At 61.1% G+C, this 22,681-nt stretch carries 24 protein-coding genes; 8 read left to right on the top strand and 16 right to left on the bottom strand.

The features are described 5' to 3' along the window. Window positions 1–85 precede the first annotated feature (85 nt). Window positions 86–910: a class D beta-lactamase gene (blaOXA, locus tag EDE09_RS12385; RefSeq protein WP_132410701.1), complete on the top strand. Its 825-nt coding sequence runs from the start codon at window positions 86–88 to the stop codon at window positions 908–910. Between the two features lie 202 nt (window positions 911–1,112). On the opposite strand, the gene EDE09_RS12390 is transcribed toward blaOXA, so the two are convergent. The 3 genes from EDE09_RS12390 to EDE09_RS12400 form a co-directional block, all read right to left on the bottom strand. Next, the gene (locus tag EDE09_RS12390; RefSeq protein WP_105371634.1) at window positions 1,113–1,316 is read right to left on the bottom strand and encodes a hypothetical protein; all 204 of its coding nucleotides are present in this window, start codon (window positions 1,314–1,316) and stop codon (window positions 1,113–1,115) included. 83 nt (window positions 1,317–1,399) lie between these two features. Continuing rightward, on the bottom strand, window positions 1,400–1,759 hold the full coding sequence (locus tag EDE09_RS12395; protein ID WP_132410703.1) for a hypothetical protein: 360 nt from the start codon (window positions 1,757–1,759) through the stop codon (window positions 1,400–1,402). 127 nt (window positions 1,760–1,886) lie between these two features. Further along, entirely contained in the window at window positions 1,887–2,675 is a 789-nt protein-coding gene (locus tag EDE09_RS12400; protein ID WP_132410705.1) for an SDR family oxidoreductase, read from the bottom strand. Window positions 2,676–2,931: 256 nt separating this feature from the next. Between EDE09_RS12400 and EDE09_RS12405 the strand changes: the two genes are divergently transcribed. Next, window positions 2,932–4,593, top strand: coding sequence for an electron transfer flavoprotein-ubiquinone oxidoreductase (locus tag EDE09_RS12405; protein WP_132410707.1), 1,662 nt, complete (start codon window positions 2,932–2,934; stop codon window positions 4,591–4,593). A 179-nt stretch (window positions 4,594–4,772) separates the two neighbouring features. Next, a complete protein-coding gene (locus EDE09_RS12410) occupies window positions 4,773–5,384 on the top strand; it encodes a L,D-transpeptidase (RefSeq protein ID WP_112802863.1) in 612 nt (203 codons plus the stop codon). Window positions 5,385–5,447: 63 nt separating this feature from the next. On the opposite strand, the gene EDE09_RS12415 is transcribed toward EDE09_RS12410, so the two are convergent. Then, window positions 5,448–6,464, bottom strand: a complete 1,017-nt coding sequence (locus tag EDE09_RS12415; RefSeq protein WP_112802865.1) for a zinc-binding alcohol dehydrogenase family protein — start codon at window positions 6,462–6,464, stop codon at window positions 5,448–5,450. Window positions 6,465–6,591: 127 nt separating this feature from the next. Here EDE09_RS12415 and EDE09_RS12420 point away from each other — a divergent pair, with 127 nt between their 5' ends. Further along, on the top strand, window positions 6,592–6,993 hold the full coding sequence (locus EDE09_RS12420) for a helix-turn-helix domain-containing protein (protein WP_112802868.1): 402 nt from the start codon (window positions 6,592–6,594) through the stop codon (window positions 6,991–6,993). Window positions 6,994–6,998: 5 nt separating this feature from the next. Here EDE09_RS12420 and EDE09_RS12425 read toward each other — a convergent pair whose 3' ends face one another. Further along, the gene (locus EDE09_RS12425) at window positions 6,999–8,240 is read right to left on the bottom strand and encodes an MFS transporter (protein WP_132410709.1); all 1,242 of its coding nucleotides are present in this window, start codon (window positions 8,238–8,240) and stop codon (window positions 6,999–7,001) included. Window positions 8,241–8,514: 274 nt separating this feature from the next. On the opposite strand from EDE09_RS12425, the gene EDE09_RS12430 reads away from it, so the two are divergent. Next, window positions 8,515–9,453: a diacylglycerol kinase family protein gene (locus EDE09_RS12430; protein ID WP_105371626.1), complete on the top strand. Its 939-nt coding sequence runs from the start codon at window positions 8,515–8,517 to the stop codon at window positions 9,451–9,453. Window positions 9,454–9,466: 13 nt separating this feature from the next. Here the strand turns inward: EDE09_RS12430 and EDE09_RS12435 are convergent, their stop codons facing one another. Continuing rightward, window positions 9,467–10,210, bottom strand: a complete 744-nt coding sequence (locus EDE09_RS12435; protein ID WP_132410711.1) for a GGDEF domain-containing protein — start codon at window positions 10,208–10,210, stop codon at window positions 9,467–9,469. 293 nt (window positions 10,211–10,503) lie between these two features. On the opposite strand from EDE09_RS12435, the gene EDE09_RS12440 reads away from it, so the two are divergent. Continuing rightward, entirely contained in the window at window positions 10,504–11,250 is a 747-nt protein-coding gene (locus EDE09_RS12440) for a hypothetical protein (RefSeq protein ID WP_132410713.1), read from the top strand. A gap of 20 nt (window positions 11,251–11,270) precedes the next feature. Here the strand turns inward: EDE09_RS12440 and EDE09_RS12445 are convergent, their stop codons facing one another. Further along, entirely contained in the window at window positions 11,271–12,605 is a 1,335-nt protein-coding gene (locus tag EDE09_RS12445) for a glutamine synthetase family protein (protein ID WP_132410715.1), read from the bottom strand. Window positions 12,606–12,683: 78 nt separating this feature from the next. On the opposite strand from EDE09_RS12445, the gene EDE09_RS12450 reads away from it, so the two are divergent. Then, window positions 12,684–14,051, top strand: a complete 1,368-nt coding sequence (locus EDE09_RS12450; RefSeq protein ID WP_132410718.1) for an aspartate aminotransferase family protein — start codon at window positions 12,684–12,686, stop codon at window positions 14,049–14,051. A gap of 3 nt (window positions 14,052–14,054) precedes the next feature. Here the strand turns inward: EDE09_RS12450 and EDE09_RS12455 are convergent, their stop codons facing one another. The 3 genes from EDE09_RS12455 to EDE09_RS12465 are packed head-to-tail and all read right to left on the bottom strand — an operon-like array spanning window position 14,055 to window position 18,186. After that, on the bottom strand, window positions 14,055–15,584 hold the full coding sequence (locus EDE09_RS12455) for a glycosyltransferase family 39 protein (protein ID WP_132410720.1): 1,530 nt from the start codon (window positions 15,582–15,584) through the stop codon (window positions 14,055–14,057). Window positions 15,585–15,635: 51 nt separating this feature from the next. Then, entirely contained in the window at window positions 15,636–17,192 is a 1,557-nt protein-coding gene (locus EDE09_RS12460; RefSeq protein ID WP_132410722.1) for a glycosyltransferase family 39 protein, read from the bottom strand. Next, entirely contained in the window at window positions 17,167–18,186 is a 1,020-nt protein-coding gene (locus EDE09_RS12465) for a glycosyltransferase family 2 protein (protein WP_105371619.1), read from the bottom strand. Before EDE09_RS12465 ends, EDE09_RS12460 begins: the two co-directional genes overlap by 26 nt. Before the next feature lie 98 nt (window positions 18,187–18,284). Here EDE09_RS12465 and EDE09_RS12470 point away from each other — a divergent pair, with 98 nt between their 5' ends. Further along, window positions 18,285–19,247, top strand: coding sequence for a lysylphosphatidylglycerol synthase domain-containing protein (locus EDE09_RS12470; RefSeq protein WP_132410724.1), 963 nt, complete (start codon window positions 18,285–18,287; stop codon window positions 19,245–19,247). On the opposite strand, the gene EDE09_RS12475 is transcribed toward EDE09_RS12470, so the two are convergent. The 6 genes from EDE09_RS12475 to EDE09_RS28450 form a co-directional block, all read right to left on the bottom strand. Then, a complete protein-coding gene (locus EDE09_RS12475) occupies window positions 19,248–19,637 on the bottom strand; it encodes a PIN domain nuclease (RefSeq protein WP_105371617.1) in 390 nt (129 codons plus the stop codon). Beyond that, window positions 19,634–19,864, bottom strand: a complete 231-nt coding sequence (locus tag EDE09_RS12480; protein ID WP_105371616.1) for a type II toxin-antitoxin system VapB family antitoxin — start codon at window positions 19,862–19,864, stop codon at window positions 19,634–19,636. The genes EDE09_RS12475 and EDE09_RS12480 overlap by 4 nt, the downstream gene beginning before the upstream one ends. A gap of 59 nt (window positions 19,865–19,923) precedes the next feature. Next, window positions 19,924–21,426: an AMP nucleosidase gene (amn, locus tag EDE09_RS12485; RefSeq protein ID WP_112802884.1), complete on the bottom strand. Its 1,503-nt coding sequence runs from the start codon at window positions 21,424–21,426 to the stop codon at window positions 19,924–19,926. Window positions 21,427–21,500: 74 nt separating this feature from the next. Beyond that, window positions 21,501–21,671, bottom strand: coding sequence for a hypothetical protein (locus EDE09_RS28165; RefSeq protein ID WP_162712537.1), 171 nt, complete (start codon window positions 21,669–21,671; stop codon window positions 21,501–21,503). A 261-nt stretch (window positions 21,672–21,932) separates the two neighbouring features. Further along, on the bottom strand, window positions 21,933–22,217 hold the full coding sequence (locus EDE09_RS12490) for a hypothetical protein (RefSeq protein ID WP_112802885.1): 285 nt from the start codon (window positions 22,215–22,217) through the stop codon (window positions 21,933–21,935). A gap of 279 nt (window positions 22,218–22,496) precedes the next feature. Next, on the bottom strand, window positions 22,497–22,681 hold a 185-nt coding region (locus tag EDE09_RS28450; RefSeq protein WP_207914837.1), incomplete at its 5' end, for a hypothetical protein.

The following is a 22,681-nucleotide window of genomic DNA, read 5'->3' on the forward strand; positions in this document are numbered from 1 at the left end:
TCATGTCTGCCCGCAGATATCATCGTTTGATTGGGGCTCGCAAGCCGACCTAAAAAGGCCCGGTCAACACACTTGGAGCACCTCGATGGCTTTTAGAAATTCCTTTCTTCTTGCATTTTCCCTCGGAATTACCGCTGCTTTGCTGGATTGCACTATGGCTCGCGCCGCCGATCCGATCCGCTGCACCGTCATTATCGACGAGGGCAGCGGTGATACGCTTTATCGTCAGGGCACCTGCGACCAGGATTTTTATCCGCAATCGACCTTCAAACTGCCTTTGGCCATGATGGGCTATGACGCCGGCATCCTGACCGACCGCCAGAACCCCCGCTGGAAATACCAGGCGAAGTTCGGCGGACCGGAGCGGGTCAAGAAGGATGTCGATCCGCTGATCTGGGAAAAGGAATCGGTCGTCTGGTATTCGCAGGAGATCGCCCGCAAGCTCGGAAAAGGAAAGTTTGCAGATTACATCCAGCGCTTCGGCTACGGCAATCGCGATGTCTCCGGCGGCCCCGGCAAGACCGACGGCCTGACCGAATCCTGGCTGATGTCGTCCTTGAAGATCTCGCCGAACGAGCAGGTGCAATTCCTGCGCCGCTTCCTCAATGGAGGCCTGCCGATCTCCGAACATGCCGTCGATATGACCCTCGCCATCGTCCCGCATTTCGAGGCGGGCGAAGGTTGGGATATCCAGGGCAAGACCGGTTCAGGCTGGCTGCGTGACAAGGCCGGCAAGGCGGATTATGCGCGCCCGCTCGGCTGGTTCGTTGGCTGGGCGATGAAGGATGGGCGCCGCGTCGTCTTCGCAAGGCTGCTGGTCGATACAAAACGGCATAGTGACAAGCCGATCAGCTTTGTTGTGCGGGATTCGCTGATTCAGGACTTTCCGAAACTGGCGGAAAAGTTCTGAACTCCGGGCATAACGCTCCTCGCTTTCCCCAGGCCGCGTACCCCTGATACCGAAACGGCCGGGTCACCCCCTGACCCGGCCGCCCGCAGCGCTGAGCGCCGACTTTGGCAATGCATTGCGCCTTCTATAAACGACATTGGAGGGGGCTAAGGCAAACGGAGTCTGGTGTTCAGGTTATTCGTTAAGGTTACCTGCCGCACCGTTAGCGGAGAACACGCCGCGCAAGCCAGATGATCCCGAGCCCGACGATCACCGCGATCGCGCCGTTGGCGATCCAGGGCGTCTGGTTGATCATGAAACTTGCCGCCGGATAGGGAAATATCCCGCTGCCCTGGCTGATCCACAGGATGCCAATGAGGGTCAGGAGAATGCCCAGGATGACGAGTGCCGGTCTGGCGAATTTCATGTGACGACCTCCGAGCCGGGGATTTTGGGGATCATAGGCTTTCGTATCGGCACCGGCAAATGCGATTGCGCGGCGGGGGGAGGTCAGACGTCTTCGTAATAGGTGGCAATCAACGATTTCGGCGCCGGGTCTTCGCCATCGGTCAGGAAGAAGCTACCGATGATGCGGCTCGCCGGCGAGAGGCTGTCCAGGAGATTACGGACAACCACATCGTCCACCGCTTCCAGGCTGCGCGCATGAAGCATGGTGGACTTGCTCGCAAGCGCCGCGGTCTCGGACGCGTACCGCGTGGCCGCTTGCCGGGTTCCGAGAAATGCTGTCTCCACTTGCTCAACCGCAAGCGTCTGGGCGATTGCCGCAGCCGTGGAGGTCGGCGTCCGCGCGGCCGTTGCGGGACTACTCGGGGAGGGAGCTTCGGCGGCCCCGGAAATGCTTTCGATCATGCCGGCGATCCTGTGAGTTGGGGCCTGCCCAATTCCTATCGCCGCCATATTGCGATCCCGGAAATGCCGGGACCGCAATTCGATTCAATGTTTAGCTTTTGGGTTCGGCGCGGCTCGCCGCAGCCCGTCAGATCGAACGGGAAGCGCCGCCGTCGACCCGAAGCATCGTACCCGTAACATAGCTTGCCGGTACCGAGCACAGGAACGCGCCGGCTGCCGCAAATTCCTCCACCTTGCCGAGACGACCGGCGGGGATCGATTTGACCGATGCCGCGCGGATTTCCTCCAGCGACTTTCCGGTACGCTTGGCATTCGCCCCGTCCAGTTCGTCGATGCGGTCGGTATGGATGCGGCCGGGAAGCAGCATATTGGCGGTGATCCCGTGGCCCGCTACTTCCACCGCGAGCGTCTTGTTCCAGCCGACCAGGGCCGACCGCAGCGTATTGGATAGCGCCAGATTCGGGATGGGTTCAAAAACGCCGGAGGAGGCGACCGTCAGGATACGTCCCCATCCTTGTTCCTTCATCTGCGGCAGGAGGGCATTGGTCAGCGTGATGACGCGCAGTACCATGGACTGGAAGAAAGTATCGAGCTTGTCCGCCGTCATTTCCTCCGAGGTACCGGGCGTCGGGCCGCCGGTATTGTTGACGAGGATGTCGATGCCGCCGAGCTTTTCCTTCACAGCCGTGGTCATCGTCTCGACGAAATTCAGTTCGGAAAGGTCGCCCCAGACCCAGTCGGCCTTTCCCTTGCCCTCGGCATTGATCGCCTTGCAGTTTTCAGCAAGCATGTCTCCGGAACGGCCGACCAGCAGCACATTCGCACCTTCGGCGGCAAGTGCCCTGGCGATGCCGAGGCCGAGCCCGCGGGACGAGGCAAGCACAAGGGCGCGTTTGCCCGAAATTCCGAGATCCATGATGTGTTTCCTTCGCCAATTCTGTCATCGATATCGGCCTTTATAACAGCGCCGCGGAGTCGTGAAAGGCCGATCTTGCTTTCGTGGGTCTCGTCGCTATAATTGACGTGCACGTAAAAGTAATATCAGTAAAGCGAAACGCAGTTTGCGCGAATGGCAAGGCTGAAGACGCTTTCCTGCCTCGACAAACGGGGTCGCTTTTGTCAAGACAGGTGCCTGAATATGAGCCGGGAGGGGCCGGCGAGCGGAGTTGGAAATGAGCGAGCAGGAACTTCCCGAACGCGAATCGATGGAATTTGACGTGGTGATCGTCGGCGCCGGGCCGGCGGGTCTTTCGGCGGCGATCCGCCTGAAGCAGATCAATCCGGAACTGACCGTCGTTGTCTTGGAAAAAGGCTCGGAAGTCGGCGCGCATATTCTCTCGGGCGCGGTGGTGGATCCTGTCGGCATCGACAAGCTTTTGCCGGACTGGCGGCAGGATGAGGGGCATCCTTTCAAGACGCCGGTCACCGACGACCAGTTCCTGTTCTTAGGGCCGGCCGGTTCCGTCCGCCTGCCGAACTTCGCCATGCCGCCTTTGATGAACAACCATGGCAATTACATCGTCTCGCTCGGAAACGTCTGTCGCTGGCTCGCTGAAAAGGCGGAGGCGCTGGGCGTCGAAATCTATCCGGGTTTTGCCGCGACAGAAGTGCTCTACAATGACCAGGGTGCCGTGATCGGCGTCGCCACCGGCGACATGGGCATCGAGAAGAGCGGCGAACCTGGCCCGGCCTTCACCCGCGGCATGGAATTGCACGGCAAATATGTGCTGATCGGCGAAGGTGTGCGCGGTTCGCTCGCCAAGCAACTGATCCTGCGGTTCGCTCTGCAGGACGATCGGGAGCCGCAGAAATACGGGATCGGGCTCAAGGAGCTCTGGCAGGTGAAGCCGGAGAACCACAGGCCAGGCCTGGTGCAGCATTCGTTCGGCTGGCCGCTCGGCATGAAGACGGGCGGCGGTTCCTTCCTCTACCACCTGGAAGACAACCTCGTCGCCGTCGGGTTCGTGGTGCATTTGAACTACAAGAACCCCTATCTTTATCCGTTCGAGGAGTTCCAGCGCTTCAAGACGCATCCGGCGATACGCGCCACTTTCGAAGGCGGCAAGCGTCTCTCCTACGGCGCCCGCGCCATCACCGAGGGCGGTTACCAGTCGGTGCCGAAACTATCCTTCCCAGGCGGCGCCCTGATCGGCTGTTCGGCCGGTCTCGTCAACGTTCCCCGCATCAAGGGCAGCCACAATGCGGTTCTGTCGGGCATGCTCGCCGCCGACAAGATTGCCGCGGCGATTGCCGCCGGCCGGGCAAACGACGAGCCGATCGAGATCGAGACCGAATGGCGCCAGACCGCGATCGGCACGGATCTGAAGCGGGTCAGAAACGTCAAGCCGCTCTGGTCGAAGCTCGGAACGGGGCTTGGTATCGCGCTTGGCGGCCTCGACATGTGGACCAACCAGCTTTTCGGCCTGTCCCTCTTCGGCACCATGAAGCACGGCAAGACCGATGCCGAGAGCCTGGAGCCGGCGGCAAAGCACAGCAAGATTGATTATCCGAAGCCCGATGGCGTGCTGACCTTCGACCGGCTTTCCTCGGTCTTCCTGTCGAATACCAACCACGAGGAAGACCAGCCGGTGCATCTGCAGGTCAAGGACATGGACCTGCAGAAGCGTTCTGAACTCGAGGTCTTCGCGGGCCCTTCGACGCGTTACTGTCCGGCCGGCGTTTACGAATGGGTGGAGAAGGACGGCGAGCAGGTCTACGTCATCAACGCGCAGAACTGCGTCCACTGCAAGACCTGCGACATCAAGGACCCCAACCAGAACATCAACTGGGTCCCGCCCCAGGGCGGCGAAGGGCCGGTTTATCCGAATATGTGAGCAAGGCGGTGGAGATTGATTCTCGACCGCTGTTCCCTAGATGCCGCGACAAGCTCTCCGGGGTACCGGTAGCTTTACGTTTTGCGTCAGTCACGTGTTCGGAGCGATCCGCCTTATCACTTCATTAACCATAATCTCCTTAAGTTGCGTCACCATCTTGACGCACCAAGGACACATTCATGTCGATCTCCCGTCGCGGTTTCCTGGTCGGTCTGCCGCTGATGCTGGCGGGCTGCGCCTCCACCGTTCCGCAGTATACGAACTATGCAGCCCTGCCGAACGAGCAGTTTCCGCTGAAGGCGGTACCGGCCGAGAAGATCAAGCCCGAACTGCGCCGTCAGGAAGTCGCCTATGAAACGACGCATCCGGCAGGCACGGTGATCGTCGATACGCCCGCTCGCCGCGCTTATTATGTTCTCGGTAACGGCCGGGCGATCCGTTACGGCGTCGGCGTCGGCCGGGCGGGCCTTGCGCTTGCCGGCAATGCCTATGTCGGGCGCAAGGCCGAGTGGCCGACCTGGACGCCGACGGCCAACATGCAGCGCCGGGAGGCGCGCTACCGGAAGCTCGCGGGTGGCATGCCCGGCGGCCCGAACAATCCGCTGGGTGCCCGCGCGATGTACCTCTACCGCGGCGGCAACGACACGCATTTCCGCATCCACGGCACCAATCAGCCGGAATCGATCGGTCTCGCCATGTCGAGCGGTTGCATCCGCATGATGAATCACGACGTCATCGACCTCTATGAACGCGTCAAGGTCGGCGCCAAGGTTGTCGTCATCCAGGCCTGACAGAGATCATCAAGCCTGACCAAGAAAGCCCGCCGTTTCAGCCACGGCGGGCTTTTTTGTCGTTTAGAAGCCCGAAAGCACCAGCTTGCCCTTTGTCCGGTTGCTCTCGATCATCGAATGCGCCTTCTTCAGGTTTGAAGCATTGATCGGGCCAAGCGTCTCGGAAAGGGTGGTGCGGATTTTTTCTGCGTCCACCAATTCGGCCACGTGGTTGAGAAGCTTGTGTTGCTCGATCATGTCGGCCGTCTGCCAGACTGGCCGGGCGAACATCATTTCCCAATGGATCGAAAGGGTCTTGCTCTTGAACGGACGGATGTCAATCGGCTCCTTCGGATCGTCGATCAGCGCGAACCGCCCCTGCGGCGCGATGAGCTCCAGAACGTCCTTGATATGCTGGTCGGTATGGGTGGTCGAAAAGACGAAACCCGGCGCGCCGATCGCCAGTTCCGCCAGCTGCTTGGCAAGCGGCTTCGAATGATCGAGCACGTGATGGGCGCCGAGGTCCTTGATCCAAGCCTGTGTTTCCGGTCGGGAGCCGGTGCCGATGACGGTGACGTCGGAAAGCTCTCGCAGGAGCTGGATGGCGATCGAACCGACGCCGCCGGCGCCGCCGATGACGAGCACCGCGTTCCAGGCGCCCGGCACCTTGTCCTGAACCTTCATGCGATGGAAGAGGGTCTCGTAAGCGGTGATGGCGGTGAGTGGCAGCGCGGCGGCTTCCTCAAAGCTCAACGTCTTCGGCTTGAAGCCGACAATCCGCTCGTCGACCAGATGGAATTGCGCATTGGTGCCGGGCCGGTTGATCGCACCCGCGTAATAGACCTCGTCGCCCGGCTTGAAGAGCTTCACGTCCGATCCGACTGCCTTGACGACACCCGCCGCGTCATAGCCCAGGACCCGGTGCTGGCCAGGTTCGACAGGCGCCGAAGCGCGGACCTTCGTGTCGACCGGGTTGACGGATACCGCCTTGATTTCGACCAGCAGGTCGCGGCCGGCCGCTTCAGGCATCGGCAGATCGATGTCGATCAGCGAAGTTTCGGCGGTAATGGGCTGGGGTGCGTTGAAGCCGACGGCGCGCATGAAAATCTCCTTCGTTCGTGAATGGCATTTGTTGCCTGGAGACTAGATGGCCCGTATGGTTTGTCGGCGCAAGAATGCACATTTTTGGTGTATAGTACCCAAAAGTGTACCGTGAAAGGATCTCCGGATGTCGAAGCCGCGTGCCAAGCTCACCGACAATTTCCCCGGCTGCCCCGTCGAATCGACGCTGAGTTTTCTCGACGGCAAATGGAAGGGCGTGATCCTTTATCATCTGCTCGAAAACGGGACGCTGCGCTTCAACGAGCTTCGCCGCCGCATTCCGTCGGTGACGCAGCGCATGCTGACCAAACAGCTGAGGGAGCTCGAAGAGGCGGGGCTGCTGGAGCGGACCGTGTTTGCGGTCGTGCCGCCGCGTGTCGATTACACGCTGACGCCGCTGGGCCTCAGCCTGGAGCCGGTGATTACGGCACTGCGCGTCTGGGGCAAGGAACACGTCATTTGCCGTGACGGGCGGAAATTCATGGTGATGCCGGAAACCGAAGCCAAAGCGCCGTCCAAAGCCGCCTGATCAAGTCAGGCGGCACCTCTCCGCTTCTCCAGGCTGACCGAGACGGCGAAAATGCCGAGCCCGAGCAACGACAGGAATGCGCCGACATAACCCGTTGCGGCAAAACCCCAGCCCCAGGAAATGACCAGCCCGCCGAGCCAGGCGCCGAGCGCATTGGCGACGTTGAAGGCGGAGTGATTGGATGCGGCAGCAAGCGTCTGCGCGTCGGCCGCCACATCCATCAGCCGCGTCTGCAGTGCCGGACCCGGGGCAAAACCGCAGCCGACCAGGAAGACGGTGATATAGAGCGCGATCGGATGGTGAGCAAAGAGCGCGAAGGCGAGCATCACCACGATATAGAAGACCATCGAGCCGCCGATCGTGCCCTTCAGCGATATGTCGGCCAGCCTGGAGCCGACGATATTGCCGACATTCATGCCGATGCCGAAGAGCGCAAGCACGATCGAGACCATGCCGACCGGCAACTGGGCGGTTTGTGTCGTCGTCGAGGCGATGTAGCTGAAGACGGAGAACATGCCGCCGAAGCCGATCGCGGCGATGCCGAGCGTCAGCCACACCTGGCTGCGGCCGAAAGCGCTGAGCTCTCGCCGGATGCTCGCCCCTTCCTGCACTTTGTCGCGGGGTTGGAAATACCAGAGCAATGCAACGGTCAGCGCGCCGATGCCGCCGACGAGGAAGAAGGCGGCACGCCAGCTGAGCATCTGCCCCATGAAGGTGGCAAGCGGCGTGCCGGCAAGCGTCGCGATGGTCAGCCCGAGCATGACGCGGCCGACGGCGCGGGTGCGTTTGTTGGGCGGCACCATGGATGCGGCAACCAGCGAGGCGACGCCGAAATAGGCGCCATGCGGCAGGCCGGTGATGAAGCGCAGGGCGGTAAAGCTCCAGAAGGTCGGCGCCAGCGCACTGAGGGTATTGCCCACTGCAAACAGACCCATCAGGCAGAGAAGCAGCGTCCGGCGCGGCAGGCGGGCGGAAAGGATTGCGATAACCGGCGCGCCGATGACGACGCCCAGTGCATAGGCGCTGATGACGTAGCCTGCGGTGGGGATGCTGACTTCGAACGTCGACGCCACGTCGGGCAGAAGCCCCATGATGACGAACTCGCCGGTGCCGATGCCAAATCCACCGACGGCAAGCGCAATCTCGATCAGGAGGATTGCGAGCGGCGAGAGGCTGGAAGTGGCGTCGGCGACGGGAGAGACTGAACGATCGCGAGCGGAATCGAAAGAGACGGCGGAATCGGTCATAAAATTGAATCTGCTTGAAAAAAGATGCGGGTGAGACGTGGGAGACGTCCACCCGCTCTGGAGGTGAGCGGTCATTGAAAAAATGACACAGGTCAAAAGTAACACGGGATTGTGCGTTGCGGTAGAGCCTCCGGAGTATTCTCTCGGTGCTCACGGCATTGTGTGCCAGGTGCCGGCCTCATTGGCGCCGTGTTGATAAAGCACGTCATCGCAACCATTTCTCCGGTGTCCCGTTGTCTCGCGGCCGAAACCGCCCGCCCAGAGCTTTGATGCGATGAACCTTTTTGCCGTCTTCAACCGCGATGGCGGTACCTTCAGAACCACCGACATGGACGCCTATTGCGCCCAGGCCGTTCAGGCTTTCAAATCCGCCGGCCATCAGATCGAATGCCATGTGGTCTCCGGCAATGAGGTGGTGGCGACCATGGAAAGGGCGGCCGCCACTCCCGGCATCGAGGGCCTCATCGCAGGCGGCGGCGACGGCACGATTTCGGCTGCGGCCGGCATTGCCTGGAAGAGCGGCCTCGTCCTCGGCGTCGTCCCGGCTGGCACCATGAACCTCTTTGCCCGCTCCCTGAAGCTGCCGCTCGATATATGGCAGGTGTTGGACACGCTGGCTGCAGGCACTCCGGAGAGCATCGACATCGCCAGCGCCAACGGCAAGAGCTTTGTCCATCAGTTCTCGGCCGGCCTGCACGCTCGCATGGTGCGCTACCGCAATTCCATGACCTATGCGTCCCGGCTTGGGAAAATCCGGGCCAGCACCCGCGCCGCGATCGGGGTGATGTTCAATCCGCCCGAATTCGAGGTCGAGTTCAATGTCGGCGGCACGACTGTTTCCCGTGAGGTTTCCGCTATCTCCGTCTCCAACAATGAATTCGGTCCCGATCCCTTGATGTATGCGGATCGACTGACGCGCGGGCATCTGGGCCTTTATTTCGCCGATCCCCTGACACCTCCAGGCGTCGCGAAACTCGCCGTCGACATCCTGCGAGGGCGGTTGAAAGAGAACCCGGCGGTAACGGCCATGACCGCTACGGAGGTCGAACTGCATTTCCCGCGCGAGCGGCACGACATTCGCTGCGTCATCGACGGCGAACTCCTGCCGATGAAGCGCGATGTGCATTTGAAGATCCATGCCGGCGAACTGAGGGTACTGGTCAACGAGCCGCAACCTCGCGAACTGGCCGAGCGGGACGGCAGCGGAATCTGAGCGCTTCCGCGCGCTAAGCCGACGAGACGACCTGGTTCCGGCCGCGGGACTTTGCCTCGTACAGATTGACGTCCGCTGCCTTGAGGCAGGCATGGGGATCGAAACCCGCGCCGCAATACAAGGCTCCGATGCTCGTCGAAACTCCGATCTTCGCCCCGGAGGAGGAGCGGATATCAAGGCCGCCGACGGCCTCGCGAACATCCTCGCATCGCCTCGGCATGTCCTTTATTGCGATCCCGCCTCGAAAAAGGGCGAACTCTTCGCCTCCGAGACGGCCGGCGATGTCGAATTGCCCCCGATAGGTCGAGAGTATCCGGCCTGTACCGCGAAGCACGTCGTCTCCGGCCGCATGGCCATGGCGATCATTGATCGATTTGAAATGGTCGAGATCGAGGAAAATCAGAGCACCGGTCATGCCGTTGCGGCTGAACGCCTCGAGCTCTTCCAGGAATGCGCCGCGATTGAGCAGTCCGGTCAGGCTGTCGCGCCGGGATTGCAGTCGAAGTTCTTCATAGGCAAGGGCAAGTTTTTCCAGGGCATCGGAAGCGGTTTTTTCGGCCCGTCGAACCCTTTCCGACTGCCAGAACATCATAGCCGAGGCGGGAATCGAAATCGCCAGCGGGCAGACGATCGTCATCACCAGGCCTGCACCGGCCACCTCTCCCCCCATCATGGGGACGAAGGCGAACGACAGCGCAAGCGAAGCGAGCAGTGACAACAGACCGGTCAGCAGTGACTTGGCGAGAACGAGACGCATCCACGGAGCCGCAATTGTATTAAATATACCGCTTCCTTAGACCCGAGGGATTTAAGATAGGCTGAAGAACAACTTCGACCTCGCCGTCATCCGCCCAAAACAATCGCCGGCTCTTGCTTGTCGCGGAGCTGCCGCGGTGATGGCAATATCTCGCGATGAGGCGTTCATATCTTGTTATCCCCTGACTCCTAACTTCAACCTCCGATAGAGCAGATTGCTTGTTTCGGGCCATGATGGTTCCGGCAGACGTTGCCTCGGCCTATGACAGGCGAAAGGCACGCGCGAGGAACGGCATGACTTCCATCTCCGGGCTTGAACCTGCAGCCTTGCTGATCCTCCAGCAGTCGGCCCTTTCGGCCGCCCCTGCCGAAGAAAGCAAGGAAACCGACGCGAAGAGAACCGATCTCGTCCAGGTGGCGAACGGAATCTCCGGCGAACCCGCCAAGGAAACGATAAGAGCCGCTTTCGCGATCAACGCCGCATTTGTCGAAATGGACGAGAAGAGCCAACTCGTCTCCGATGCTATCGACTTCATCAATTCCGATCAGTTCAAAATAAGCGATCCCATCGCCAAGAACATGCTGAAAGGGCTGCTTGCCGAGAAAGGCTGGCAGTTTGCGCAGCTGGTGAACCAGCAATACGAAGCGCATGGCGGCCTTAGCCGGGAAAGCCTGTTTGCGCTCGCCCTCCCGCAGATGATCAACAAGAATCGCGATCTCTTCACCGACGATGAGCTCTACGTGGGCATCAAGTTCAAGGAAAAGGGCGGGGTTGTGGTCCTTATCCCTGATAAGGATGGCAACAGTACCTATCGCGACCTGACCAGGGCTCTGAAGGAGGAGGAGGTGGTTGCGGCGCAGACCGGCAATCGCGAAGCGCTCCAGCAGCTCCAGGAGGAATACGGCAAGTTCGTCGCCTCGATTAACCTGGCTTTCGATTATGAGAAGGGGCCGCCGATGTTGCTAGACATCGACGATCTGCCATACGCGCCCTGGATCTCGAAACCGTCTTTGCCATCGACACAGTCTGGCGGCAAATAGCCTCCCGACCGTCGGCTTTTCTAAACCCGGGGCAGATAGGTCTGGTAGTCGAAATCGCTGACGGTGCGCAGATAGGTGATCGCTTCCTTGCGCTTCGTATCGCCATAGAGCTTCTGGTAGCGCGCGCCGAACACGTCTTTGATGAAGGGCGAGGCGGAGAATTCCTCGACCGCCGTCAGGAAGTCGTGCGTCAGGCGTTTGGCTCCCGCCGGCGGCTCCTTGCCCGGTTCGGTCGCAGGACCCGGATCGAGCATCTCGTCCAGCCCCAGAAGCATGCCGCCGAGAATAGCCGTCAGCAGCAGATAGGGATTGGCGTCGGCGCCGGCGACCCTATGCTCGATCCGGGCGGCCGCGCCGTCCTTGTCGGGAATACGCACCGCCGTTCCCCGATGGCCAAAGCCCCAGTCGATATCCACCGGCGCAAAGGATCCGGGCTGGAACCGGCGATACGAATTGGCAAACGGCGCGAGGACGAGCTGCGCGTCGCGCATGGTCTTCAGCATTCCCGCGCAGACGGATTTGAGCCGTACCGGATCGCCGCCCTTGGCGTCCAGCACATTGTTTCCGTCCCGGTCGATGATGCTGGCATGCACGTGCAGGCCGGAGCCCGCCTGGTTCGCGTAGGGCTTGGCCATACAGGTGGATTTCAGCCCGTGTCTCCTCGCGGCCTGTTCGGCGATGCGCTTCAGATAGATGCAGTCGTCGGCGGCTGCCAGCGCGTCGGCGTGATGAAGCAGGTTGATCTCGAACTGCCCGGGACCGAACTCGGCCGTCGTCGCATCGGCCGGCAGGTCCTGGAGCTTCGCCCAGGTCCTGACTGTCTGCAGGTAATCGTCGAGCGCATCGACGGCGCCCATGTCGTAGAGCTGAAAACCGTTCGGCTTGCCGCGATACATCAGCTTTTCCGGTGGCCGGGGCCTGCCGGTCTCGCGCCAGTCGTCCTGCACCACGTAGAATTCGAGTTCCGTCGCGACGACCGGTGTCAGCCCGCGCTCTTCGAAGCGTTTCAAGAGCGCGGCGAGAATGCCGCGAGGGTCCATGAAGCTCGGTTCCCCGGAGAGCTCATGCATGGTGGAAAGCACCTGCCTGGATCCTTCCGGCGCCCAGGGCATCGGCGCGAGGCTGCGCTGGTCGGGAATGCAGACGCCATCCGGATCTCCGATCGTCAGCGACAGTCCGGTGATATCGTCATTGTCGTCGCCCCATATGTCCAACGACTGCGTGGACGTCGGCAGCCTCACTGCGCCCTCCCAGACCTTGTTTTCCTTGTCCAGCGGAATGCGCTTGCCGCGCAGGTCGCCATTCATGCCGACGAGCAGGATTTCGATATGAGGCGGGACGGATTGAAAGGACATCGGCAGGTCTTTGAAAGGGCGTTGCGGAAGAGAGTTCGTAGCCGATAAGAATTGGCCGCACAATCAGAGGCCAACTCCATGACCGATATCAGCGCCCTTTCCAATCTCGCCGCGATCGACGCCGCCCATCACCTCCATCCGTTCTCCGACATGAAGCAGCTCAACGCCAAGGGCACGCGCATCATCGAACGGGCCGAGGGCGTCTACATCTATGATTCCACGGGTAAGAAATATCTCGATGCCTTTGCCGGCCTCTGGTGCGTCAATGTCGGTTACGGTCGCAAGTCGATCGCCGATGCCGCCTACAAGCAGATGCAGGAACTGCCTTACTACAATAGCTTTTTCGGCACCACGACCCCTCCGGCCACCCTGCTTGCCCAGAAGATCGCCTCGCATACAGGCGACAGGCTGAAACGTATCTTCTTCACCAATTCCGGCTCGGAGGCGACCGACACCTGGTTCCGCATGGCGCGCGTCTATTGGAAGGCGCTCGGCAAACTGGAAAAGACGCAAGTAGTCGCCCGAAAGAATGGTTATCACGGCTCGACGGTCGCCGGCGCCTCGCTTGGCGGCATGAAGCTGATGCACGAGCAAGGCAACCTGCCGATCGAGGGCATCCACCATATCGGCCAGCCTTATTGGTATGCGGAAGGTGGCGATCTCTCGCCCGCCGAATTCGGCCTCAAGCTTGCCCGCGAGCTGGAGGCGAAGATCGATGAACTTGGCGAGGATCGCGTCGCCGCTTTCGTCGCCGAACCCATCCAGGGGGCGGGGGGCGTGATCATTCCGCCGGAAACCTACTGGCCGGAAATCGCCCGCATCTGCAGGGCGCGCAACATTCTTCTGGTCGCTGACGAGGTGATCTGCGGTTTCGGCCGGCTGGGAGAGTGGTTCGGCCATCAGTATTACGGCGTCGAGCCGGATCTGGCGCCGATCGCCAAGGGGCTGTCCTCCGGTTACCTGCCGATCGGCGGCGTGCTGGTAAGCGATCGGGTGGCCGACGTGATGGTCGGTGAGCTCGGCGATTTCTACCACGGCTTCACCTATTCCGGTCACCCGGTCTGTGCCGCCGCCGCATTGGAGAACATCCGGATCATCGAGGAGGAGGGGCTGGTCGAACGCGTCCGCGAGGATATCGGCCCCTATTTCGCCTCCGCCTGGAAGAGCCTCGAGGATCACGAGGTGGTGGGGCAGGCGGAGAGCGTCGGGCTGATGGGCGGTCTGCAGCTTGCAGCAGACAAATCCGTCCGCCGCCGTTATGCCAAGCCTGACGACATCGGCACACTGGTGCGCAATCACTGCGTCGAAAACGGTCTGATCATGCGCGCGACGGGGGACCGCATGCTGGCCTCGCCGGCGCTTACGATCAGCCGCTCCGAGGTGGACGAGGTGATCGACAAGCTGCGCCGGGCTCTCGACCACCTGCGGGACACGGTGAAGGAATAGCTGTCAACGGCCGATGTCGAAAACGGCATAGGCGAAGTGGTATTGGTCACCAGCCCTTCCGTAGGTATAGGGAAGCGTGACGGCACGGATCTGCGATGCATCGGGGGTGATTCCGCGCTCCTGCAGGTATTGTTCGAACTTTTGCGGTAGGCCGGCGGAGGTGCCATCGGCGGCGCTTCGCCAGGCGAAGAGAATGCGCTGATGCTCAGGCGTCGGCGGAGGTTTAAGGCCTGCGGGTGTCGAAAGCGCGAGGACGGGAACCGGCTGCAGATGAAGACGCAGGTTCCCCGCCATATGGGTGTCGAAGGTGATGACAAGCGTCGGCGCCGACGTCACCTGCGGGCGCACCTCCTCGGCCATCGAGATGAATGGGTAATTCGGGTATTGGTAGAGCCCCGTCAGCGATGCGGTGGCGACCCGGCCGAGAAGCAGGGTCGGGATGAGGGCCATCAGCGTGAACGCGACACCCCAGATCCTCCTCATCCCCGGATGCAGGTTCGTGGCCGCGGCGTCGATCTTGAGCGCGAAATAGATGGGCAGCAGGATGAGGATCGGCGTAAGCCAGCGGTCGCGAACCTTTTCGACCCCGCCAAACAGGATCATCAGCACGATCAGGCCGAGTGCGAAGATCAGGATCCGCCCGGAAAGGCGCGTCCAGTCGCTGCGGGCGCGGATGATCGCCGGCAGCCTTTCCCGGTAGGCAAGGGAGAAAACAGCAATCGTCAGACCGCCGAAGCCGAGCGAGGCGAGCGTCAGCGATCCAAGGCCGCTCAGCATCGCGACCGCAGGAGTGCTGCCGGACCCGGTGAGCTTGCGCATGGTATGGGCGCTGGCCGCGCCGAAATGATCCAGGAGCCACAGCGCGTGCGGCGCGACGATCGTGAGCGCGATGGCGCCGGCGAGCAACAGCCTCCAGTCGAACAGGCGCGGCCGCCATCTGGCGTCGCTCAGGATCGCCAGGAAGGCGGCGGCCGGAAGCAGCACGAAATTATACTTCGCAATAACGCCAAGCCCGGTCGCCAGCCCGAACAGCAGGAAAGACGAAATCGAGGGGCGTCGGACTGTGCGCAGGAAGGCGTAGAGAAACAGGGAGGCGGTAAAGATCGTCGCGACGGTGTGGCTGAGGTCCCGTTGGGCTTCGAAGGCCACTTGCGGAATGGTCAGCAGCCCCAGCGCTGCCAGCGCGGCAATCTGCCGGTCGCGGATCACTTCCCGCGCAGCCAGAAAATAAAAGACATAGGCGCTGAACAGAAGGAGGTTCTTCAAGGCCGAGAGCGACGCAAGCGACAGGCCGAAAAGCTGCACGGTGGCATATTGAAGCCAATTGTAGAGCGGCGGCTGCGAGCCATAGCCGGACATAAGCCACTGAGAAAAATAGGACTGTTCTGCCTCGTCCAGTTCCAGGTTCACCGGCAGTGCCATTCGCACCAGGAAATTGATGATGAAATAGATGGCGATTGCTGCGAGCAGGATGACATGGCGTTCGGACGAAAGCCGGATGCCATAGGCGGCCGATCGATTTTGTTGCAGCAATATCCCCTCCGGCGCTGACCGAGAGCCGCAGCCTAGCGGGGAATTGCAACACTAATTTTTCATTCCGCTTCGAGGCCGATTGCCTGTTCTGGGCGTCCCTGCGTCGCCGACTGTCCATGCGAAACCGAAGGTGACGGTGTCTCGCCCGCCGGAAAAGAGATAAGGCACGGCCTTGGTGGCTGTCGCCAGGCGCTCGGCGTCTATGCCGTTTTCTTGCAAATAGGCGCTCAAACCATCCGGCATGCCATTGCCGTTCTCCCGCCAGACAATCAGCCCGACCTGCCCCCTCTCTATCGTGTCGAGGAGCGGCGTCTGGCCGAAGCGAGGCCACAATATGCGCGCGCTTGGCAATTCGATCCGGGCGCTTCCGCCGAGAAACGGATCGGCGGCGATGACATAGGCAGGATTTGTATCGGCCCGTTCAGCCAGCACCTCGCGCAGGAAGGGGCCGGAGGGAAGGTTCTCCTTGTTGTACTGGCCGAGGCGTGGTCCGATAACATTGCCGAGCGCCATATAGGCAATGAAGCCGAGGGCGAGCGCAGCAACGGGAAAAAGCATCCGCGCGACGCTGCGGCTGCTGTCTGCTCCGGCTGAACCGAGCTTCAGGCAGAGATAGAGCGGCAGCAGGATAAGGAAGGGAGACAGCCATTTCTCGCTGATGGTCGTTGCGCCGAAGCCGAGGCCGATCAGTCCGACGGCGACAAGGCACAGGAGCAGCATGCGTCCGATCACGCGTGTCCATTCGCTGGCTGCCGTCCGTGCCTCGACGAGGGATCTGCGGAATGCGATCAGGAAGAAGGCAAGGACCGGCAGCGTGCCAGAAAGTATCGCCACAGCCAGCGTGCCGAGGCCGGACAACCGATCGAGGATGGGATTGCCGGAGGCATCCTCCCGCATCGCCTTGATCGTCCCGTCCGTCGCCTCGGCGAGGTTGCCGAGCAGCCAGAGCCCGTGCGGCAGGCACAGGGCGGCAGTGACGGCAAGCGCCGGAATGATCCGCCAGTCGAAGATACGCTTGCGAAGCTCCGGCTCCGGCAGGATGGCAAGTATCGCCGCCACCGGCACGATGACGAAGTTGTATTTGGCGATCAGCCCTATGCCGACAGCGAGACCGGTTAACAGATAGAAGCCGAGGCTCGGGCGGATCAGCGTCTGCAGGAAGGCATAGAGGAAAAATGCGACGGCAAACAGCGTGGCGATCGCGTGCGTCAGGTCGCGTTGCGCCATGACGCTGACGGCCGGCACGGCGATCACGCCAAGTATGGCGACTGCGACCAGGCGCCTGTCCTTGAGCACAAGCCGCGCCGCCAGCCCATAGACAGCGCAGCAAAGGAAGAGCAGCAGGTTTTTGACGAGCGACAGGGCGAAGATCGACGGACCGGTCAGCTGGATGATGCCGTATTGCAGCCAATTGTAGAAAGGCGGCTGCCGCCCGTAACCCATCAGGAAGAACTGCGACTGTACGAGTTGTTCGGCCTCATCGCTATTAAGCGCCTCCGAGCGCAGCATCCGCAAGGCGACCGCCAGCACGTAGTAGGCGGCGATCAGCCAAAGAACGATTTCCGGACGGCGGGCAAGCGCGTCACTGATGCGCCTGATCGCCCTCATAGACTTCCCTGACGATGTAGCTGAGCGCCGTATCTTCGCGATAATAGGTGCGGGCGATCATCTCGGCGATGATGCCGGTGGTGATCATCTGCACGGCCGACAGGAACAGCATGACGCCGATCAGGAAGAGCGGCCGGGTGCCGATGTCGTTACCCATGATGAACTTGTCGATGAACAGGTAGGTGAGGATGATCGCCGACAATGCGCCGAGGCCAAGCCCGAGGGAGCCGAAGAAATGCCCCGGCCGCGCCTTGAAGCGCATGAAGAACATCACCGAGAGCAGATCGAGGATCACCCGGAAAGTGCGGGAAATGCCGTATTTCGAAACGCCGTGCTGGCGCGCGTGATGCGTCACCGGCATTTCGCCGATCCGTGAGCTCGGCACGACGCCCGCCACCCAAGCCGGGATGAAGCGGTGCATTTCGCCCATCAGCTTCACCTGCTTGATGACCGAGCCGCGATAGATCTTGAGCGAACAGCCGTAGTCGTGCAGGCGTACGCCGGTAATGCGGCCGATCAGCCGGTTGGCGATCCAGGATGGCACCTTGCGAAGCAGCAATCCGTCCTGACGGTTCTTGCGCCAGCCGACGAGGAGGTCCAGTTCGCGCCGCTCCAGCTCCGCCACCATGGCGGGGATGTCCTTCGGGTCGTTCTGCAGGTCGCCGTCGAGCGTGGCGATCAGCCGGCCTTCGGCCTGGTTGATGCCAGCCTGCATGGCTGCCGTCTGGCCGAAGTTGCGTTGCAAAGCCACGATCTTGAGGTCGAGGCCAGGACGGCTAAGCGCAGTTCGGGCATTGGCGATCGTGGCATCGGTGCTCCCGTCGTCGACGAGAATGAGTTCCCATGTCCCGGGATAGTTCGCCATTGCCGTCGTGATCCGCTCGATCAGCGGTCCGACGCTTTCCTCTTCGTTGAAGAGAGGCACGACGAGGGACAGTTCGATCGGTTCGGCCGTCTGGATACGGCTGGTGACCGACTCTGCTGTTGTACGCACCTTGTCTTTCTCCTAAACCTCGGGCCGGAAGCGCGCGCCGTCATGGCGACCCTAACCTGAAACTTCACCCGAAACCGTCACATGGGGCATCCTACTATATGAAGAATTATTCCGTTGCCAGCCGCCGCGCATGGATAATTCGTAACACGATGACGCTCGCAACGATCGCGATCATTCTCCTTTATGCCGCTTTCATCCAGTGGGTCTGGGGCTGGCAGAGCATCGTGTCGCTGTGGAGCGGCGCCGGCTGGAGTACCGCGCTTGTCGCTCTGGCGGCTCTCCTCGGGACCTATGTCCTGCGCACCTGGCGCATCTACGATTACTTTCCCAAAGAAACCGGCGGTCATTTCGGCACGCTTCTGCGGCTGGTGCAGGTCCACAATCTTCTGAACGTCATTCTGCCGTTCCGCACGGGTGAGGCGAGCTTTCCGCTGTTGATGAAGCGGGAATTCGGCCTGGGCCTGGCGCGGGGCACGTCCGCCTTGCTCGTCATGCGGCTTTTTGATCTCCATGCACTGCTGGCCGCGGCCGGTACCGGGCTCGCACTGGAGCTTGGTGCTGTCTGGGCCTGGGCTCTCTGGCTTGCCTTCCTGATCCTGCCGGCAATCGCCTTCGCGCTCCGCAGGGCCGCCTTCCGACTGACGGCCAAAGTTGTGCCGAACAAGGCAAGGAGCCTGCTGAGCGAGGTGGAGGCCGGACTGCCGTCCGATAGCGGCGCCTTTGCCCGCGCCTGGGGTGCCACGCTCCTCAACTGGTTCACCAAGATTGCCGTGCTTGCCTGGGTGCTGAGCCTTCTCGGCGGCCTGACGGTCGCGGCCGGTTTCGGCGGCGCTCTGGGCGGCGAGCTTTCCTCGGTGCTTCCCGTGCATGCCCCGGCAGGCGTCGGCACCTATCCCGCCGGCATCACCGCCGGCGCCATCGCCTTCGGCGCGGACACGGCCGGGGTGCCCTTGAAAGAGCTCGGCCAGGCCGCAATCAACACCCATTTGCTGGTGATCGTTTCCTCGCTGGTGGGTACGGCGCTGTCATTGCTGGTGGCAAGGCCCACGAAAGCCGAATAATCAGGCGGTCCGAAGGCCGAGATATTCGACCATCGGCAGGTAATCCTTGTCCTTATGCAACAGGCTGTGTCGGTGTTCGATGCAATAGGTGCCGATGATCATGTCTATCGTCTTCCGAACCGTAACGCCTCGATTCCGAAGAGTACGGTAATTGGCTGCCGCCTTTATTGCGAGTGAGGGAGACAGCATCTGTGCGGCGGGAAAGTCGCGGAAGTTCTGTTCGATCCAGCTGGCTTGATGGTAATCGCGAGCGCCTTGGAGCACTTCGAGCATGATGATATCGCCGACAAGAACAACGCCTTGGGCTATGAAAAAGCGCAATCTTTCCGCGACCTCGGCATCGTCTTTCCGAAATAGCGAAATCCAGACGGAGCTGTCAGCGACAATCATTCGCCGCCTTTCAAGCCCCAATCGGCAAATCTCCTCGAGTCTTTTCGCATTTCATCAAGATCGCTATCCCAGCCGATGCCTTCAAGATTGTCGACTGCGCGCATCTGCCTACGAATGCGGACCAAATCCCTCAATGCCTGCTCCACCGTCGCCTTTTTTGTCGGCAGGCCGGTCAGCTCCATTGCTTCCGTGATCAGTTCGTCATCGAGTTCGATATTGGTGCGCATGGCAGCCTCGTGTGTATGAACGTCGAAAATTATACACCAGTAGGGCCACAGTCACAACATCACTGGAACGCGGTCTCGTAGAAGCTCCGGAGCTTGCGTGAGTGCAGCGTTTCGATCGGCATGGCGGCGAGCTTCTGCACGGCGCGGATGCCGATCTGCAGATGCTGGCTGACTTGGGTGCGGTAGAATGCCGTCGCCATTCCCGGCAGCTTCAGTTCGCCATGCAGCGGCCGGTCGGAAACGCAGAGCAGCGTCCCGTAAGGCACCCGGAAGCGGAAGCCGTTTGCAGCGATCGTTGCCGATTCCATGTCCAGCGCGATCGCGCGTGATTGCGACAGCCGCTTGACCGGTCCGCGCTGGTCGCGCAATTCCCAGTTCCGGTTGTCGATCGTCGCGACGGTGCCGGTACGCATGATGCGTTTCAGTTCGAAGCCCTGGTAGCCGGTAACTTCCTCGACCGCGCTTTCCAGCGCCTGCTGCACCTCGGCAAGCGCCGGGATCGGCACCCAGACCGGCAGGTCGTCGTCGAGTACGTGGTCTTCGCGCACATAGGCATGGGCAAGCACGTAATCGCCGAGCCGTTGGCTGTTCCGCAGTCCTGCGCAATGGCCGACCATGAGCCAGGCATGCGGGCGGAGCACGGCGATATGGTCTGTGATCGTCTTGGCATTCGAGGGGCCGACGCCGATATTGACCAGCGTAATCCCGGCATGGCCCTTCTTCTTCAGGTGATAGGCAGGCATCTGCGGCATGCGGACCGTACCGGGTGTGTCGGGCTTGTCGCTGCCTGCTGGGGTGATGATGTTGCCCGGTTCAACGAAGGCGGTATATCCCTCGCCACCCTTGGCCATCAGCTCGCGCGCCCAGGCGGCAAATTCGTCGATGTAGAACTGATAGTTCGTGAAGAGCACGAAATTCTGGAAATGGTCTGCATTGGTGGCCGTATAGTGGCTGAGGCGGGCCAGAGAATAGTCGATGCGCTGTGCCGTGAATGGTGCAAGCGGGGCGGGTTCGCCCGGCAAGGCCTCGTATTCCCCGTTGGCAATCAGGTCGTCGGTGTTGTTGAGGTCGGGCGTGTCGAACAGGTCGCGCAGGGAGAGATCCGCAAGCGAGCTTGTCGCTGACGCTTCCACATGGGCGCCCTCGCCGAAGGCGAAATGCAGTGGGATAGGCGTCGCAGATTCAGACACGGTCACCGGAACGCTGTGGTTGCGCATCAGCAGGCCGAGCTGTTCCTTCAGATAATGGCGGAAGAGTTTCGGTCGGGTGATCGTCGTCGTGTAGATGCCGGGCGCTGCGACATGCCCGTAGGAAAGGCGGGAATCGGCATGCCCGAACGAGGTCGTTTCGATGCTGACCTGCGGATAGCATGCGCGGTAGCGGCCGGTAACGGCCGCGCCCTTGGCGAGGCTGCCGAACGCATCGATCAGGAATTGCGTGTTGCGTTCGTAAAGCGCGGTCAGCGCATCCACAGCTTCGACCGGATTGTCGAATACTTGGGGTTCCAGGGCGCTGGGGCTGATGAAGGGGAGGGGGGAGAGTGAAAAGATTCGTGTGTTCATGCGCTATTATAGTGGGAACTTTCTGACAATCAAACGACGCTCCCCTGTTTCGCGTCGCTCTCCTGCCGGACCCGCTAAAGCGATGCGACACAACCCGGCGTCGCGGGGTGATAGCAGGGCGCATTGGTTCCAAGATGCACGCGCAACTCCCGCCGCGCAGGCTGCTCCACCAGCGCTACGAAAGCGAGCGCGAAGATCGTCATGATCAGCGTGATGATTGTCAGGCGGCGTGCAAGAATGGCCATGGTCTTCTCCCGGTCCCAATGGCGGCAGAATGAAGGCGGCGCACTGAACACGGGCTGAGGGGCAGATTCATTTTCAGTTCAGAATGATTGACGGCGAAGACAAGGGGTCGATCGAGGACCGCCGGAGGATCGCCGCCCTATCGAACGCAACACACCCCACCAATGAAAAAGCCGGCCTGGAAAGCCGGCTTTCTTTTATCGCTTGGCGTCCTCGCACATTGCTTGCGACCAGCGCGGGATGCGGTGCCTTGAAGCAAATGCTTAATTATGAGGGCGGTATGCGCCGTCGTAATAGTCGCCTTCATCCTGGCCGCCGTCGAGATCGGCATTGCCGCCCGTGCTGCCATTCCAGGAGGGGCTGGTGCCATAACGGACGATGCTGCCGGTCGACATGGTGTCAACATCCTGGCCGCGGGACTGCTGGATGGTCGGCGGGGACTGCGGGATGCCTTCAGGATTGGAGTACATGTCCTGGGCGCCCGCGGCGCCTGCAAATCCAGCCGAAATGACGAGAGCGGCAATACTGGAAGTAAGATAGGTCTTCATTTCCTGTCCTTTCCTCTTTCGAAATAACGAAGCGATGCGAATGATCGCGTCGTCGAAGGTACAAATCCCTTCAAAGGCGGAACGTTCCAACCAAAATGCGTGAGAAGTCTACAAAACGACCTCTGGGTTGCGCCCAGAACGAGTAAGTGAAACGCATCTGCGCCTCTGCGATGGGATGAGGCGCAAAAAACTCACGGCCAAGAGTATCCGCGTGATTGATTCGTGGGAAATCTTCACTTAATCTTGAACATGATGGCCGGTTTCAGAGTCTGGCCGTCTCTACACCCGGAACGACGATTGCGACCCGTCTTTCCATTCGGTGTCTTGAATGAACTGCGAATACCAGCCGCCGAGGCGGCTGGTATTTCGGTTGTGCGCCCAGCATGGGCGCATTCTTGTGGGTGGAAGTCCCACCGTAAGCTGGTCATGGCGAGCGAAGTGAAGCGCAACTGCGGAAGGGCGAC

It is taken from the genome of Neorhizobium sp. S3-V5DH, from assembly GCF_004343065.1.
In the GTDB taxonomy this organism is placed as follows: domain Bacteria; phylum Pseudomonadota; class Alphaproteobacteria; order Rhizobiales; family Rhizobiaceae; genus Neorhizobium; species Neorhizobium huautlense.

Bases quoted from the DNA above. Each gene is read 5' to 3' on its own strand.
- blaOXA (WP_132410701.1), top strand. From the start codon at position 86: ATGGCTTTTAGAAATTCCTTTCTTCTTGCATTTTCCCTCGGAATTACC.
- EDE09_RS12390 (WP_105371634.1), bottom strand. From the start codon at position 1,316: ATGAAATTCGCCAGACCGGCACTCGTCATCCTGGGCATTCTCCTGACC.
- EDE09_RS12395 (WP_132410703.1), bottom strand. From the start codon at position 1,759: ATGATCGAAAGCATTTCCGGGGCCGCCGAAGCTCCCTCCCCGAGTAGT.
- EDE09_RS12400 (WP_132410705.1), bottom strand. From the start codon at position 2,675: ATGGATCTCGGAATTTCGGGCAAACGCGCCCTTGTGCTTGCCTCGTCC.
- EDE09_RS12405 (WP_132410707.1), top strand. From the start codon at position 2,932: ATGAGCGAGCAGGAACTTCCCGAACGCGAATCGATGGAATTTGACGTG.
- EDE09_RS12410 (WP_112802863.1), top strand. From the start codon at position 4,773: ATGTCGATCTCCCGTCGCGGTTTCCTGGTCGGTCTGCCGCTGATGCTG.
- EDE09_RS12415 (WP_112802865.1), bottom strand. From the start codon at position 6,464: ATGCGCGCCGTCGGCTTCAACGCACCCCAGCCCATTACCGCCGAAACT.
- EDE09_RS12420 (WP_112802868.1), top strand. From the start codon at position 6,592: ATGTCGAAGCCGCGTGCCAAGCTCACCGACAATTTCCCCGGCTGCCCC.
- EDE09_RS12425 (WP_132410709.1), bottom strand. From the start codon at position 8,240: ATGACCGATTCCGCCGTCTCTTTCGATTCCGCTCGCGATCGTTCAGTC.
- EDE09_RS12430 (WP_105371626.1), top strand. From the start codon at position 8,515: ATGAACCTTTTTGCCGTCTTCAACCGCGATGGCGGTACCTTCAGAACC.
- EDE09_RS12435 (WP_132410711.1), bottom strand. From the start codon at position 10,210: ATGCGTCTCGTTCTCGCCAAGTCACTGCTGACCGGTCTGTTGTCACTG.
- EDE09_RS12440 (WP_132410713.1), top strand. From the start codon at position 10,504: ATGACTTCCATCTCCGGGCTTGAACCTGCAGCCTTGCTGATCCTCCAG.
- EDE09_RS12445 (WP_132410715.1), bottom strand. From the start codon at position 12,605: ATGTCCTTTCAATCCGTCCCGCCTCATATCGAAATCCTGCTCGTCGGC.
- EDE09_RS12450 (WP_132410718.1), top strand. From the start codon at position 12,684: ATGACCGATATCAGCGCCCTTTCCAATCTCGCCGCGATCGACGCCGCC.
- EDE09_RS12460 (WP_132410722.1), bottom strand. From the start codon at position 17,192: ATGAGGGCGATCAGGCGCATCAGTGACGCGCTTGCCCGCCGTCCGGAA.
- EDE09_RS12470 (WP_132410724.1), top strand. From the start codon at position 18,285: ATGAAGAATTATTCCGTTGCCAGCCGCCGCGCATGGATAATTCGTAAC.
- EDE09_RS12475 (WP_105371617.1), bottom strand. From the start codon at position 19,637: ATGATTGTCGCTGACAGCTCCGTCTGGATTTCGCTATTTCGGAAAGAC.
- EDE09_RS12480 (WP_105371616.1), bottom strand. From the start codon at position 19,864: ATGCGCACCAATATCGAACTCGATGACGAACTGATCACGGAAGCAATG.
- amn (WP_112802884.1), bottom strand. From the start codon at position 21,426: ATGAACACACGAATCTTTTCACTCTCCCCCCTCCCCTTCATCAGCCCC.
- EDE09_RS28165 (WP_162712537.1), bottom strand. From the start codon at position 21,671: ATGGCCATTCTTGCACGCCGCCTGACAATCATCACGCTGATCATGACG.
- EDE09_RS12490 (WP_112802885.1), bottom strand. From the start codon at position 22,217: ATGAAGACCTATCTTACTTCCAGTATTGCCGCTCTCGTCATTTCGGCT.